Raw genomic sequence first — 14,282 nt, 5'->3', positions numbered from 1 at the left:
TGCGTGAGGTGCGCGCTCCGCGCTGTCGCGGCATCGGCCGTGCTGCTGCTCGCCTTTGACGCGCAGGCGGCCGATGAAGCGAGTCCGCTGGACTGCAAGCCCGACGGCAACCAGCAGCAGATGAACGCCTGCGCGGTGCGCGACTTTCGCGCCGCCGACGCGGCGCTCAACATCCGCTACGGCGAGGTGATGAAATCGCTGTCGCCGCAGCAGCGCACCGCCTTGCGCACCGAACAGCGCGCCTGGCTCAAGGGCCGCGATCCGGGGTGCAAGACCGCCGCCAAGGACAGCGAAGGCGGCTCGATCTGGCCGTTGGAGTTCTACGGCTGCCTCGAACAATCGACGCGCAAACGCACCGCCAAGCTCGATCTCTGGAAGGGTCGCTCCCAATGAATTTCGAACTGTCCGAAGAACAGAACGCCTTTGCGCAGACCGCGCGCGATTTCGCACAGGCCGAGTTCGCGCCGCACGCCGCGCAATGGGACGCGGAAGCCATCTTCCCGAAGGAAGCCATCGCCAAGGCGGGCGAGCTGGGCTTCTGCGGCCTGTACGCGCCCGAGCGCATCGGCGGCCTCGGCCTGCCGCGGCTCGACTCGGCGCTGGTGTTCGAGGAAATGGCCGCGGTCGATCCCTCGACCACGGCCTTCATCACGATCCACAACATGGCGACGTGGATGCTCGGCACCTGGGCCACCGACGCGGTGGCCCAGCAGTGGGGCGAAGACCTCACGAGCGGGCGCAAACTGGCGTCGTACTGCCTGACCGAACCGGGCGCGGGCTCCGACGCGGGCTCGCTGAAGACGCGCGCCGAACTGCAAGGTGCCGAGTACGTCATCAACGGCAACAAGGCCTTCATCTCCGGCGCCGGCTCGACCGACGTGCTGGTGCTCATGGCCCGCACCGGCGGCGCGGGCGCCAGCGGCATCTCGGCCTTCGCGGTGCCGGCCGACGCACCGGGCGTCAGCTACGGCAAGAAGGAGCACAAGATGGGCTGGAACAGCCAGCCCACGCGCACCATCAACTTCGACAACGTGCGCGTGCCCGCGCAGAACCTGCTGGGCAAGGAAGGCGAGGGCTTTCGCATCGCCATGAAGGGCCTGGACGGCGGGCGCATCAACATCGCGACCTGCTCGGTGGGCGCGGCGCAGGGTGCACTCGACGCAGCGCGCCGCTACCTGCACGAGCGCCAGCAGTTCGGCAAGCCGATCGCGAGCTTCCAGGCGCTGCAGTTCAAGCTGGCCGACATGGCGACCGAGCTGGTCGCCGCACGGCAGATGGTGCGGCTGGCCGCCAGCAAGCTCGACGCGGGCCATGTGGATGCGAGCACCTATTGCGCCATGGCCAAGCGCTTCGCGACCGATGCGGGCTTCAATGTCTGCAACGACGCGCTGCAACTGCACGGCGGCTACGGCTACCTGAGCGAGTTCCCGCTCGAGCGTCTGGTGCGCGACACGCGCGTGCACCAGATTCTTGAAGGCACCAACGAAATCATGCGCGTCATCGTTGCGCGAAAATTGCTGGAAGGCGACAGCGACATCCGCTGAACGCGCCGTGAACCCGCTCTCCAGGACCTGAAAACAATGACCGACAACGTAGTTCTCTTCAACGAAATCAAGACCGCCGGCGGCCAGCGCTTCGGCGTGGCCACGCTCAACTCGCCGGCGTCGCTCAACTCGCTCTCGGTGGCGATGGTGCGCCTGCTCACGCCCAAGCTGCGCGAATGGGCGGCCGACGCCGGCATCGTCGGCGTGCTGCTCGACGCGGCGGGCGAAAAAGCCTTCTGCGCCGGCGGCGACCTGCGCCAGCTGTATCAGACGCTGCTCGACTGCGGCCCCGAGCGCAACACCTACGCCGAAGACTTCTTCCGCGAAGAGTACGAGCTCGACCACCTGATCCACACCTTCCCCAAGCCCTTCCTGTGCTGGGGCCACGGCATCGTGATGGGTGGCGGCGTGGGCCTGCTGGCGGGCGCCTCGCACCGCGTGATGACGCTGCAAAGCCGCATCGCCATGCCCGAGATCAACATCGGCCTGTACCCCGACGTGGGCGGCAGCTGGTTCCTGCGCCGCACGCCGGGCCGCACCGGCCTGTTCCTGGCGCTCACGGCCGCCAACATCAACGCGCACGACACCATCTTCTGCGGCCTGGCCGACGTGCTGGTACCGCAGGAGCGCAAGGCCGACGTGCTCGCCGCCATCGCGTCCACGCAGTGGGCCGGCGGCGACGCCCGGGCCGACCGCGCCACGCTGTCGCGCATCCTTGCCAAGGCGGGCGAGGGCACCGAGATGCCCGCGTCGAAGGTGCGCGAGCACTACGACACCATCAACGCGCTGATGGCCGGCGACGACCTGCTCGACATCGCCAGGCGCCTGCGCGACGTGCAAAGCGACGACGCCTGGCTGCAGACCGCGTCGAAGACTTTCGCCAAGGGCGCGCCGAGCTCCATCGCGCTGAGCTTCGAGCTCTGGCAGCGCGTGCTGCGCATGTCGCTGGCCGAGGTGTTCCGCCTCGAGTACTGGGCCTCGCTGGGCTTCTGCGCGAACAAGGATTTCGCCGAAGGCATCCGCGCCGTGCTGGTCGACAAGGACCGCAACCCGCGTTGGAACCCCGCCACGCTCGAAGAGATCACGCCCGCTTTCGTCGACGACCACCTGCGCCCGCGCGGCGAGATGCCGGCGGAACTGGCATCGCTGACCTGATCGGCTCTATTCCCTGCACAGAACAACGGAGACAAGACACATGAAGATCGCATTCATCGGCCTGGGCAACATGGGCGGCCCGATGGCCCTGAACCTGCACAAGGCCGGCCACACGCTCAGCGCCTTCGACCTCTCGGCCGACGCCTGTAAGAAGTTCGGCGCCGAAGGCCTGCCGATCGCCACGTCGGCCGCCGAGACGGTGGCCGGCGCCGAAGTCGTCATCAGCATGCTGCCCGCCAGCGCGCACGTCGAGGGCCTGTTCCTCGGCGGCGCCGGCAAGCCCGGTTTGCTCGACAGCATCCAGGCCGGCACGCTCGTGATCGACAGCAGCACCATCGCTGCCGCCACCTCGCGCAAGGTGGCCGAGGCCGCCGCTGCCAAGGGCGTCGCGATGATCGATGCGCCCGTGTCGGGCGGCACCGGCGGCGCGATTGCCGGCACGCTGACCTTCATGGTCGGTGGCGAAACGGCAGACCTGGAGCGCGCGCGTCCGGTGCTCGAGAAGATGGGCGCCAACATCTTCCACGCCGGCGCGGCCGGTGCGGGCCAGACCGCCAAGATCTGCAACAACATGCTGCTCGGCATTTTGATGATCGGCACCTCGGAAGCGCTCGCACTGGGCGTGGCCAACGGGCTCGACCCGAAGGTGCTGTCGGAAATCATGCGCCGCAGCTCGGGCGGCAACTGGGCGCTCGAGAAGTACAACCCGATGCCGGGCGTGATGGAGACGTCGCCCGCCTCGAAGAACTACGCGGGTGGCTTCGGCACTGACCTCATGCTCAAGGACCTGGGGCTGGCCCAGGAAAACGCGAGCGCGGTGCGTGCTTCCACGCCGCTGGGCGGCCTGGCACGCAGCCTGTACGCGGCGCACAGCCTCGCGGGCCACGGCGCGCTCGATTTCTCGAGCGTGCTGAAGCTGGTTCAGAAGGCCGGCTGAGCGGCGCGCCGGCCGCGCCGCGCCATCGCGAGCAGCAGGCCGGCCGCCACGAGGTTGGCGCCGATCGCCACGAGGATCGGCAGCAGGTAGCTGCGCGTGAGGTCGAAGGCGAAGCCCGCGGCGCTCGGCCCGATCAGCGTGCCGATCGCCACGCTGGTGTACAGGATGCCGATGATCGCGCCGATGTGGCGCCCGCCGAACCAGTCCATCACCAGCGCGGGCAGCAGCGCCACGAAGCCGCCGTAGAACACGCCGTAGGCAAAGGCGAACAGGGCAAGCCCCCAGAACCCGCCCGACACGGCCCACACCACCAGCGACAGCGCCATGCCCGCCGACATCAGCGGCAGCGCGTAGTGCCGGCCCATGCGGTCGGCCAGTCCGCCGAGGAAGAAGCGGCCCGCCGTGCTGCCGACGCCGATCGCACCGAGCAGCAGCACCGCCGATGACGCAGCCACGCCGTGGTCGAGCGCGTACGGCACCAGGTGCACGAAGGGCACGAACAAGCCGAACGAGCTGATGAGGCAGGCCGCGTACAGTCCGGCGAAGCGGCCTGAGCTGATGGCCTCGCGCACCGAGGCGCCGGGCGGCAACGCGGTGGAGGCCTGCGCCTTCGGTGGATCGCCGTCAGGGCCGAGGCCGCGTGCGCGCGGGTCGTTCTCGACCAGCAGCGCCAGGCCCACGCCGACCACGGCCGCGAGCACGCCGAGCGCCAGGTAGGCATCGCGCCAGCCCAGCGTGTCGATGAGCCACGAGGCCAGCGGCGGCATCGCCAGCGTGCCCACGCCGATGCCGCTCACAGCGAGCCCCGAGGCGAAGCCGCGCTGGCGCACGAACCAGCGCTGCACCGCGCCCAGCACCGGCACGTACGAGGCGCCCACGCCGAGACCGACACCGAGTCCATACGCCCAGAAGATCTGCGTCAGGCTGCGCGCCTGGCTCGCGAGCGCCAGCCCGAGGCCGACCAGCACCATGCCCGCAACCGCCAGCCGCCGCGCGCCCCAGCGGTCGGCAAGCGGGCCGCTGAACACACCGAGCCCGAAGTACAGGAAACCCGCGAGCGAGAACACCAGCGACACCTCGCCGCGCGACGCGCCGAAGTCGCGCTGCAGCGCATCGAGAAACGCGCTGAAGGTGTAGGCGCAGCCGAAGCCCACGAACATCACGGCGAAAGCGCCGGCGACCACGAGCCAGCCGTGGAAGAAGCGGGGGCGCGGAATGGCAGGGGTGTCGAGCGTCTTCGGAGATGTCATGGGGCGGTCCGTGGTGGTGGTCGATCTTCAGGCCGTGCACCACCACGCACTGGCCGGATTCGGACGTGATCCTCCCGCCCTCGGACTCACAGGGCTCACAGCAATTCGATCCCCGGCAGGCTCTTGAAGCAACTCTCGCGCGTGACGCGCACGAAGTCGTCCAGCCAGGGCCGCGCCGAGGTCGCCTGCGTGCAGGCCATGTAGAGCCGCCCCGTCAGGCCCTTGGCGCCCACGCGGCGTGCCGTGACGTAGCCGCGGTCGAGGTAATTCTGCACCGCCCACAGCGGCAAGGTTGCCACGCCGCGCCCGCTGGCCACCAGCTGCAGCATCGCCACCGTGAGCTCGGTCGTGCGCCGGTGCGCGGGCTCGACGCCGGCGGGCGCCAGCACCTGCCGCACGATGTCGAGCATCTCGTCGGGCACCGGGTAGGTGATGAGCGTCTGGTCGGCAAAGTGGCGGGCCGTGAGGTGCGCCTTGGCCGTCAGCGCATGGTCGTTGGCGAGCAGCGCCACGATCTCGAAACGGAACAGCGCGTGGTAGTCGACCGTTTCATCGGGGTCTTCCTCGGAGACGATCGCCACCTCGGCGCGGTTCTGCATCACGAGCGCGATCGGGTCGGGGTGAAAGCCCGAGACGATGTCGAGTTCGATCTCGGGCCAGCGCTGGCGAAAGGCGTCCATCGCGGGCATCAGCCAGTCGAAGCAGGTGTGGCACTCGACCACGATGCGCAGTTGCCCGCTGCGGCCCAGCGCGAGCCGCGCCACGTCGCGCTCGGCCTCTTCGATGAGCGGCAGCGCGGTGTCGGCCAGTTGCAGCAGCCGCAGCCCCGTGGTGCTGAACTGCGGCGGCACCGACTTGCGCTCGAACAGCTGCGCGCCGTAGCGGTCTTCGAGCAGCTTGATCTGGTGCGACAGCGCCGACTGCGTGAGATTGAGCAACTGCGCCGCGCGCACCAGGCTGCCGGTGTCGCGCAGCGCGGCCAGCGTGCGCAGGTGGCGGATCTCGAGGATGGACTGCATCATGAAAATGATTCAAGCGAATGGGCAAAAGGTTTCGTTTGAATCATATGCGCCAAACGCCGACCATCACCGGTTTCCAAGATCAGCGACCGGACCACCTGCATGACCACCCGTACCCACATCCTCGGCTTTCCGCGCATGGGCGCCCACCGGGAACTCAAGTTCGCCCTCGAGAAGCACTGGCGCGGCGAGACCGACCATGCGGCGCTCGAAGCCGTCGGCGACACCTTGCGTGCGCGCCACTGGCAGGCGCAGCGCGATGCGGGGCTCGACTTCGTGACGGTGGGCGACTTCGCCTTCTACGACCACGTGGCCAACCACATCCAGCTGCTCGGCTGCGAGCCGGCGCGTTTCGACTTCAGTGGCGACGAGCCCGAGCTGTCGCGCTATTTCAAGATGGCGCGCGGCGTGGAAGACGAAGCGGGCCACGTGCACGACGACAGCTGCAGCCACGGCGCCGAAGGCACCTTCGCGCTCGAGATGACCAAGTGGTTCGACACCAACTACCACTACCTCGTGCCCGAGTTCAAGGCCGACACGCAGTTCAAGCTCGCATCGACGCGCCTGTTCGACGAGGTCGCGCAGGCGCAGCAGGCCGGCCATGCGGTCAAGGCCGTGCTGCTGGGGCCGCTGAGCTTCCTGTACCTGGGCAAGGAGAAGACCGCCGGCTTCGACCGCTTCTCGCTGCTCGACGCGCTGCTGCCCGTGTACGAGCAGGTGCTGAACCGCCTGAAGCAGCAGGGCGTGGAATGGGTGCAGATCGACGAGCCCATCCTCGGCCTCGACCTGCCCGAGGCCTGGCGCAACGCCTTCGAGCGTGCCTACTGGCAACTGGCCCGCAGCGCGCCCAAGCTGATGCTGGCCACGTACTTCTCGCCGCTGTCCGAGAACCTGCGCCTGGCCTGCCAGCTGCCGGTGGCCGGCCTGCACGTCGATGCCGTGCGCGCGCCGCAGGAGCTGACCGGCGTGGCCGACTGGCTGCCGGCGCACAAGGTGTTGTCGGTCGGCGTGGTCGATGGTCGCAACATCTGGCGCACCGACGTCGATGTGGCGCTGGCCAAGCTCAAGCCCGTGGCCGAGAAGCACCAGGGCGAACTGTGGATCGCGCCGTCGTGCGCGCTGCTGCACGTGCCGTTCAGCCTCGCGGCCGAGACGAAGCTCGACACCGAACTGAAGTCGTGGCTCGCCTTCGCGATCGAGAAGCTCGATGAGCTGCGCGTGCTGCGCGCCGCTGTCGATGGCGACGAGGTCTCGGTGGCCGCCGAACTCACAGCCGCGCGTGCTGCCGTGGCCGCGCGCCGCGCCAGCCCGCGCGTGCACCGTGCCGACGTGGCGCTGCGCCTGGCGCGCAGCGTGACTGGCGACGACCGCCGCGTGTCCGCTTTCCCGCTGCGCCAGCAGCTGCAGCGCACGCGCTTCGCATTGCCCGCGCTGCCGACCACCACCATCGGCTCGTTCCCGCAGACGGCGGACATTCGCGCGGCCCGCGCTGCCTTCAAGCGCGGCGAACTCGATGCGGCCGGCTACCGCGAGAAGATGCGCGCGGAGATCGCACTCGCCGTGCGCAAGCAGGAAGAACTCGGCATCGACGTGCTGGTGCATGGCGAGGCCGAGCGCAACGACATGGTCGAGTACTTCGGCGAGCAGCTCGACGGCTTCGCCTTCACCGCCAACGGCTGGGTGCAGTCGTACGGCTCGCGCTGCGTGAAGCCGCCGGTGATCTTCGGCGACGTGGCGCGCCCGGCGCCGATGACGGTCGAATGGACTGCTTACGCGCAGAGCCTCACGACGCTGCCGATGAAGGGCATGCTGACCGGCCCGGTCACGATCCTGCAGTGGTCCTTCGTGCGCGACGACCAGCCGCGCGCCACCACCTGCGAGCAGATCGCGTGGGCGATCCGCGACGAGGTGAACGACCTCGAGGGCGCGGGCATCGGCATCATCCAGATCGACGAGCCCGCGATCCGCGAAGGCCTGCCGCTGCGCCGCGCGGGCTGGCCGGCGTACCTGAAGGCGGCCACGCGCGCCTTCCGCATCAGCGCCTCGGGCGTGCGCGACCAGACGCAGATCCACACGCACATGTGCTATTCGGAATTCAACGACATCCTGCCGGAGATCGCGGCGATGGACGCCGACGTGATCACCATCGAGACCAGCCGTTCGGACATGGAACTGCTGCGCGGCTTCGGCGGGGAGGGTGGCTTCCGCTACCCGAACGAGATCGGCCCCGGCGTGTACGACATCCACTCGCCGCGTGTGCCCTCGGTCGACGAGATGGTGCGCCTCATGCGCAAGGCCGCGCAGGTGGTGCCGGGCGAGAACCTCTGGATCAACCCCGACTGCGGCCTCAAGACCCGCGGCTGGCCCGAGACCGAGGCGGCACTGTCGAACATGGTGGCGGCTGCGAAGCTGCTGCGCGAGGAGCTGGCGCAGGCCTGAAAAAGCGAGGAGGGCGGCAGGCCAATAATGGCGCCATGTTGTTGTTCCCCCGCCTGTCGTCGCCCCGTTGCCTCTTGTTGCTGTCGTTGCTTCTTGCCCCCTTGACGGGGTGGGCACAGGACCGCGCGCAAACCTTGCTCCAGTTCGAGGGCGTGCAGGCGCGCTACCAGAACGCCTACGGCCCCGGCGCGGTGTCGCGCGGTGCGCGCGAGCTGCTGGAGCCGCCGGACCTGGCCATCGCCGACAAGGCCCTGCAGTCGCTCGACCTGGCGGCCGGTCGTGCCTTCGATGTGAACGCCTCGGTGGCCGCGATCCGGCAGGATGTGGCGGCGGCCGGGCAGGGCGCCGCTGCACCGACGCCCCCCGTGCTGGAGGCCGTGGCGCGCCTCGCGAAGCTGCGCGCCGACTACGCCGCGATGGACGAGCCGGCCAAGGTGACCTTCTTCCATCAGCAGCACGCGCGGCCGGCCGACCCGGCGCGCGTCGAACTGCTGTCGCGCATGACGGTGGCCGAGGCGCGCGAGGTCGATTTTTCGAGCCAGCTGCTCATGAGCGCGGTGGTCAAGCAGCTGGCGCGTGGCAACGCCGCACAGTTCAGCTCGCTGCCCGATCGCACGCTCGATACCGCGCTCGATTCGCTGTGGTCGCGCGGTGTGACCTCGCCGCGTCCGCGCAACCTGATGACCGTGGCGCGCGAGTTCGAAAAGCTGGTCACGCAGGCACTGCTCCTCGCGCTGCCCGATGCCGACGTGGCCGCCTTGCTCGCCTGGCGCAACGAACCGCAGGCCGCTGCCGAGCGTGAGGCGCTGCTCGGCAGCTACCGCGCCGAGGTCAAGGGCAGCGGCGCGGTCGCGATCCGTACGCTGGTGCGCACCTGGGGCCGGCCCTGAGGCTTGACGAAAGAGCGCCAAAGTTTGCAGAATCTCCGAGTTTTGTACGAAAAAGTTTCACGCGGACCCGGCATGTCGGAAAGTTCCCCGTGATTGTTTCAATTCCGTGAACACTGCGATTCAGAATGACTGGGGTTTACCCTAGCAATCTGGCGCACACTTCAGGGCATCCAAAGCCTGAACACACAAGAAGGAATTGAAATGAAGACCTCGAACATCCTCGCCGCCGCCGCTCTCTCCCTGCTCGCCGCCGCTGGCGCCGCCCACGCAGAGACCTACGAAGGCGTTCACGCCGTGACCTCCGGCTACAGCCGTGCCGACGTGGCACCGCAAGCCGTGGCCGCCGCCCGTGCCGGCAACGAATACAGCGACGCCGTGTCGGCCAGCGTGGCCCCCGTGCTGGCCTCGTCGGTGGACCGCGCCACCGTCCGCAACGAAGCCGTGGCAGCTGCCCACGCCCCGGGCCAGAACCTGCGCCGCGAATCCTTCGCTGGCAGCGTGATCCCTTCGCAAGCCCGCAGCTTCACGCGTCAAGCCGGCCTGTGATCGATGGCGGCGCAAGCCGCCTCGGTGAGAAAGACCACCACCCGAAAAGACCGGACCGTGCGAACGCACCGTCCGGTTTTTTCACGTCTGTGCTGTCTTCAGGCGCGGTGGTTGCTGCGGTGGCAGTGGCAGTCGGGCGCGTGGTCGTCGACGATGCCCGTGGCCTGCATCCAGGCATAGACGATCACCGGGCCGACGAACTTGAAGCCGCGCTGCTTCAGCGCCTTCGACATCGCTTCGGACAGCGGCGTCTGCGTGGGCACGGTGCCCGTGGTGTTGACGACCGGCTGGCCGCCCGCGATGCCCCAGACGAACTCGGAAAAATCTTCGCCCGCCGCCTGCATGGCCAGGTAGGCCTTGGCATTGCCGATGGCCGCTTCGATCTTTGCGCGCGAGCGCACGATGCCCGCGTCCTGCATGAGGCGCTCGACGTCGGCCGGCGTGAAGCGCGCCACCGTCTCGGGCACGAAACCCTCGAAGGCCGCGCGGAAAGCATCGCGCTTGCGCAGGATGGTGAGCCACGACAGGCCGGCCTGGAAACCGTCGAGCATCAGTTTTTCCCACAGCGCGCGGCTGTCGCGTTCGGGCACGCCCCATTCGGCGTCGTGGTAGCTGGCCAGCAGCGGATCGGTGCGGGCCCAGGCGCATCGCTGGGTCGAAGAATGGCTGTCGTCGTGGGGCATGGCTCGGCTATCGTCGGGAGATGTTTTCGGAATGAGGGGGTGACCCTGATGCAGCAGTTTCGTTTTTCATTGTCGGCGCTTTCGCTGGCCCTCGCGGCGCTCGCCGTTGGTGTTCCGGTCGGTGCCGAGACCCTCAAGAAGCCCGCGCTTGACCAGCTCGCCGCCGCCTGGAAGGGCGGTCGCACGGCGCCCGATTTCAAGGCCTTCTTGGCGCAGGCGGCGCAGGCCCAGCCCGCGCTGCAGCCCAACGTGGCGGCCTACACCGGCGGCAAGGCGCTGGCGGGCGACGACCTCGTCAACATCGCGCGCCTGCTCGGCCTGTACAACCGGCTGCAGAACCAGCAGGCCGTGATCGCCAGCATCGGCACGATGGTGGCGCTGCCCACGGTGCGCAACGTGCAGGTGCCGCCGCACGAGAGCCCGCCGATGGTCGCGTTCGGCCAGCTGGTCGAGAAGATGGCGAAAGACTTCGGGCTCGGCTACCGCAACGTCGACGGCCGCATCTTCGAAGTGAGCCTCAAGGGCCGCAGCAGCGAGGAGTTCGGCATCCTCACGCACGCCGACGTGGTGCCGGCCGTGCTGTCCGAATGGGTGCTCGACGACGGCACGCGCCTCGACCCCTTCGCGATGACGCGCGTGGGCGACTTCCTCTACGGGCGCGGCACCATCGACGACAAGGGCTCCATCGCCGCCGTGCTCTATGCCATGAAGGCCGTGAAGGACAGCGGCCTGCCGGTCGAGCGCGGCGTGCGTTTGATGATCGAGACCACCGAAGAAACCGGCGGCGACGCGATGCAGTACTACCGCAACAAGACGCCGCTGCCGGCCTACAACATCGTGCTCGACAGCAAGTACCCCGCAGTCGTGGCCGAGAAGGGCTCGGGCGCGCTCAAGGTGTTCTTCCCCGCGGAAGCGGTCGACCCCGCTGCGACGGCCATCACCGCGATGAGCGGCGCTGCGTCGGCCAACGCCATTCCGCAGACCGCGACCGCCACGCTCAAGGGCGGCGATCTCGCGGCTGTGGCCGCGAAACTCGAAGCCGCCAAGGCCGCCTTCGTGCGCAAGTACGAGGGGCAGGGCGGCAAGTTCGCGATCGACATCGCAAGCGGCGCCGAAGCCGTCGAGCTGAAGGTCACGGGCACCTCGGCCCACGGCTCGCGACCCGAAGAGGGCGTGAACCCCGTGCCGCGCCTGGCGCTGTTCCTGAAGGAGTCCGGCGTGCCGCTTGCCGCCAACCCCTACCTGCGGGCCGTGCACTACATCGACGCGCTCTACGGCACCGGTTACCTCGGCGAGAAGATGGGGCTGGGCTACCAGGACGACTTCATGGGCCCGCTCACGATGTCGCCCACGCTGGTGCGCATGGGCACCGACGGTCGCCTCGAGGTGACGGCCAATGTGCGCATGCCGCGTGGCCGCACGCCCGACGAACTGAAGGCGCAGGTCGCGGCCAAGGTGAACGGCTGGGCCACGGCCAGCCAGGTGAAGCTCGAGCTGGCCTACGACCAGGGCAACTGGATGGCGCGCGACCCGAAGGGCGCATGGCTCTCGACCCTGCTCAACATCTTCGGCGACACCACCGGCCTCGAGGCCAAGCCCGTGCCCACCGCCGGCAGCACCACGGCCAAGCTGATGCCCAACGCCATCAACTTCGGCCCCGCGATGCCCGGCAAGAAGTACACGGCGCACAACGCCAAGGAATACAAGGAAGTGCCCGACCTCGACGCCGACATGCAGATGTTCACCGAGATGCTGGTGCGCATCGGGAATCTGCAGCAGATGCAGTAGCGGCCGGCGCCGCGCTTCAGCCCACGCTGTGCGCCTGCAGCACCGCCTTGAGCCGCCGCACCTCGTGCTGCAGATCGAGGATCAGCGCGGCGGCATCGAGGTTCACGCCGAAGTCGCGTTCGAGCCGGCGCGCTTCGAGCGCGCACTGCAGGTCGTTGCTCGAAAACGCCCAGCGCTCGGGCGGTGCGTCGGTCGTGGTGACCTGCACGATGCCCACCTCGACCAGTTGCACGACCCAGGCGGTGTCGGCGCCGCAGGCGTGCGCCAGTTCGTTCGCGGCCAACGGGTGCGAGACGCCGACGGCCGTCGTGGTGGTGGTGACGGAAGAGAAGTTCGCCATGCTCAGACTCCCAGGTGCTGGCGGGGGTTGAACGAGGAGGTCGCCTGCGCGAGTTGCGCGTAGGCGTTGCGCGCGGCCTCGCTGTCGGCGGGCGGCAGCGCGATCTCGAGCAGCAGGTACAGGTCGCCGGGTGTCTTGCCCGCGAAGCCGCGGCCCTTGAGCCGCAGCTTCATGCCGCCGCGTGCGTTGGGCGGCACGGTGACTTCGACCACGCCGCCGGTGGGCGTCGGCACCTCCACCTGCGCGCCCAGCGCGGCTTCGGCGGGGGTGATGGGCAGCGTCATGTACAGGTCGCGCTCTTCCACGCGGTACAGCTTGTGCGGCGCGATGCGCACCTCTAGGTAGAGGTCACCGGCCGGCTCGCCGCCGTGGCCGGGCATGCCTTGCCCCGCGAGGCGGATGAACTGGCCGGGGTGCACGCCGGGCGGGATCTTCACAGCGAGCGTGCGGTTCTCCCACTGCGGGCGGCCCTGCGCGTCGAGCGTCTGGGCGCGCAGCGTGAGTTCGCGCTCGGCGCCGTTCAGCGCGTCTTCGAGCGTGATCTCGATGGCCGCGTGGTGGTCTTCGCCGCGTGCGCGGTAGTTCTGCCGCGCGGCCCCGCGCCGCTCGGCGTCGCCGAACATCGACGAGAAGAACTCGCTGAAGTCGGCGTGGTCGGCCGGGCCCTGGCGCGGGCCGCGGTGAAACTCGTAGCCGGTGTCCCAGTCGGGCGGCGGCTGGAAGCTGCCGTCGGGCCGGCCACCGCGCGCCACGCGATCGGCCAGCGCGTCGTAGGCGGCGCGCTTCTCCTTGTCGCCGAGCACGTCCTTCGCCTCGTTGATGTCGCGCATGCGCTGCTCGGCGTCGGGCTCCTTGCTGACGTCGGGGTGGTACTTGCGGGCGAGCTTGCGATAGGCCTTGCGCACCTCGTCGTCGGACGCGGTGCGTTCGACGCCCAGTGCGCTGTAGTAGTCCTTGAATTCCATGGTGGGTGGTGATTCCTTTCGGGGACGGCGTACAGAGCAGCTGGGGCCTGACTCAGGCCAGGGCTGCCCCGCCGCCGTCGGCTGGCCGCTGTTGCAGCGGCGTCACGGCCCATGTGGGGCCGGCACGTGAAAAACGCAACGGCTGGGCGTTGCCGAAGATGCTTGCATCGACCGCCACACCGAGCAGCGCGGCCAGCGCATAGAGCGTGCCGCCGTGCGCCACCACCAGCACCGGCGCGGGCTGCGCGGCAAGCGCGGCGGCCAGCGCTTCGCGCTTGCGGTCGACGAACTGCGCCAGCGTCTCGCCGCCCTCGGGCTCGCAGGCCCAGTCGATGTTGGCCGACGAGGTGCCGATGAGCGCGCCGAAGTTGCGCTCGCGCAGGTTCTCGTGCGCGGTGGGCACGAGGCGCAGCGCGCGTGCCACGGTGTGGGCGGTGTCGAAGGCGCGGCGCGCGTCGCTGCACACGATGGCGCCGATCGGCTCGCCGGCCAGCAGCTCGGCCGCTTGCACGGCCTGCTGTTCGCCGAGCGCGCTCAGGGGCTCGTCGGGCGCCTGGAAGACGCGCAGCGCATTGCGGCCGGTCTGTCCGTGGCGCAAAAAGTAGAAGTGATCGCAGGCCGGCGCGAGCAGCTGCTCGGCGGCCAGGCGGTTCAGCAGGTCGATGCCGGTGGCGGCGTGGGCGGGGAAGGGGACGGTGGTCGCGGACATGGGGCCTCGGGGTTCGT

Annotated in this window: 14 protein-coding genes; 8 read left to right on the top strand and 6 right to left on the bottom strand. The window is 69.1% G+C overall.

Going from position 1 to position 14,282, the window contains the following annotated elements:
* Positions 1 to 3: 3 nt before the first annotated feature.
* Genes CY658_RS30055 through mmsB form a run of 4 tightly spaced genes read left to right on the top strand, consistent with a single transcriptional unit; the run spans position 4 to position 3,636 of the window.
* Positions 4 to 393 (top strand): lysozyme inhibitor LprI family protein, encoded by a 390-nt coding sequence (locus CY658_RS30055; RefSeq protein ID WP_101493773.1) that lies wholly within the window; start codon positions 4 to 6, stop codon positions 391 to 393.
* Positions 390 to 1,544 (top strand): acyl-CoA dehydrogenase family protein, encoded by a 1,155-nt coding sequence (locus tag CY658_RS30050; protein WP_099796512.1) that lies wholly within the window; start codon positions 390 to 392, stop codon positions 1,542 to 1,544. The genes CY658_RS30055 and CY658_RS30050 overlap by 4 nt, the downstream gene beginning before the upstream one ends.
* Positions 1,545 to 1,580: 36 nt before the next feature.
* Positions 1,581 to 2,699 (top strand): enoyl-CoA hydratase/isomerase family protein, encoded by a 1,119-nt coding sequence (locus CY658_RS30045; protein ID WP_101493651.1) that lies wholly within the window; start codon positions 1,581 to 1,583, stop codon positions 2,697 to 2,699.
* Positions 2,700 to 2,739: 40 nt separating this feature from the next.
* Positions 2,740 to 3,636 carry a 3-hydroxyisobutyrate dehydrogenase gene (mmsB, locus tag CY658_RS30040; RefSeq protein WP_101493650.1) on the top strand — a complete coding sequence of 299 codons (897 nt, stop codon included), beginning with the start codon at positions 2,740 to 2,742 and terminating at the stop codon, positions 3,634 to 3,636.
* On the opposite strand, the gene CY658_RS30035 is transcribed toward mmsB, so the two are convergent.
* Both CY658_RS30035 and CY658_RS30030 read right to left on the bottom strand, forming a co-directional pair.
* Positions 3,621 to 4,886, bottom strand: a complete 1,266-nt coding sequence (locus CY658_RS30035) for an MFS transporter (RefSeq protein WP_101493649.1) — start codon at positions 4,884 to 4,886, stop codon at positions 3,621 to 3,623. The two genes, mmsB and CY658_RS30035, sit on opposite strands and share 16 nt — an antisense overlap.
* 95 nt (positions 4,887 to 4,981) lie before the next feature.
* Positions 4,982 to 5,908 (bottom strand): LysR family transcriptional regulator, encoded by a 927-nt coding sequence (locus CY658_RS30030; RefSeq protein ID WP_101493648.1) that lies wholly within the window; start codon positions 5,906 to 5,908, stop codon positions 4,982 to 4,984.
* Positions 5,909 to 6,007: 99 nt separating this feature from the next.
* On the opposite strand from CY658_RS30030, the gene metE reads away from it, so the two are divergent.
* The 3 genes from metE (at position 6,008) to CY658_RS30015 (ending at position 9,780) form a co-directional block, all read left to right on the top strand.
* The gene (gene metE / locus CY658_RS30025) at positions 6,008 to 8,344 is read left to right on the top strand and encodes a 5-methyltetrahydropteroyltriglutamate--homocysteine S-methyltransferase (protein ID WP_101493647.1); all 2,337 of its coding nucleotides are present in this window, start codon (positions 6,008 to 6,010) and stop codon (positions 8,342 to 8,344) included.
* A 134-nt stretch (positions 8,345 to 8,478) separates the two neighbouring features.
* Positions 8,479 to 9,234 carry a hypothetical protein gene (locus CY658_RS30020; protein WP_257885026.1) on the top strand — a complete coding sequence of 252 codons (756 nt, stop codon included), beginning with the start codon at positions 8,479 to 8,481 and terminating at the stop codon, positions 9,232 to 9,234.
* Between the two features lie 201 nt (positions 9,235 to 9,435).
* On the top strand, positions 9,436 to 9,780 hold the full coding sequence (locus CY658_RS30015; protein WP_056573774.1) for a hypothetical protein: 345 nt from the start codon (positions 9,436 to 9,438) through the stop codon (positions 9,778 to 9,780).
* Between the two features lie 98 nt (positions 9,781 to 9,878).
* On the opposite strand, the gene CY658_RS30010 is transcribed toward CY658_RS30015, so the two are convergent.
* Positions 9,879 to 10,463, bottom strand: coding sequence for a DNA-3-methyladenine glycosylase I (locus CY658_RS30010; protein ID WP_101493645.1), 585 nt, complete (start codon positions 10,461 to 10,463; stop codon positions 9,879 to 9,881).
* Between the two features lie 48 nt (positions 10,464 to 10,511).
* On the opposite strand from CY658_RS30010, the gene CY658_RS30005 reads away from it, so the two are divergent.
* Positions 10,512 to 12,251 carry a dipeptidase gene (locus CY658_RS30005; RefSeq protein ID WP_101493644.1) on the top strand — a complete coding sequence of 580 codons (1,740 nt, stop codon included), beginning with the start codon at positions 10,512 to 10,514 and terminating at the stop codon, positions 12,249 to 12,251.
* 16 nt (positions 12,252 to 12,267) lie between these two features.
* Here CY658_RS30005 and CY658_RS30000 read toward each other — a convergent pair whose 3' ends face one another.
* From CY658_RS30000 to CY658_RS29990, 3 genes are read right to left on the bottom strand one after another with little or no spacing between them, the layout of a single operon-like run.
* A complete protein-coding gene (locus CY658_RS30000; RefSeq protein WP_101493643.1) occupies positions 12,268 to 12,591 on the bottom strand; it encodes a chaperone modulator CbpM in 324 nt (107 codons plus the stop codon).
* Between the two features lie 2 nt (positions 12,592 to 12,593).
* Positions 12,594 to 13,556, bottom strand: coding sequence for a DnaJ C-terminal domain-containing protein (locus CY658_RS29995; protein ID WP_101493642.1), 963 nt, complete (start codon positions 13,554 to 13,556; stop codon positions 12,594 to 12,596).
* Between the two features lie 52 nt (positions 13,557 to 13,608).
* Entirely contained in the window at positions 13,609 to 14,265 is a 657-nt protein-coding gene (locus CY658_RS29990) for a histidine phosphatase family protein (protein WP_101493641.1), read from the bottom strand.
* Between the last annotated feature and the right edge of the window lie 17 nt (positions 14,266 to 14,282).

Source organism: Variovorax sp. RO1 (assembly GCF_002849325.1).
GTDB lineage: Bacteria > Pseudomonadota > Gammaproteobacteria > Burkholderiales > Burkholderiaceae_C > Variovorax.
The sequence above is the reverse complement of the archived record's forward strand: the minus strand, read 5'-3'. Positions and strand labels throughout refer to the sequence as shown.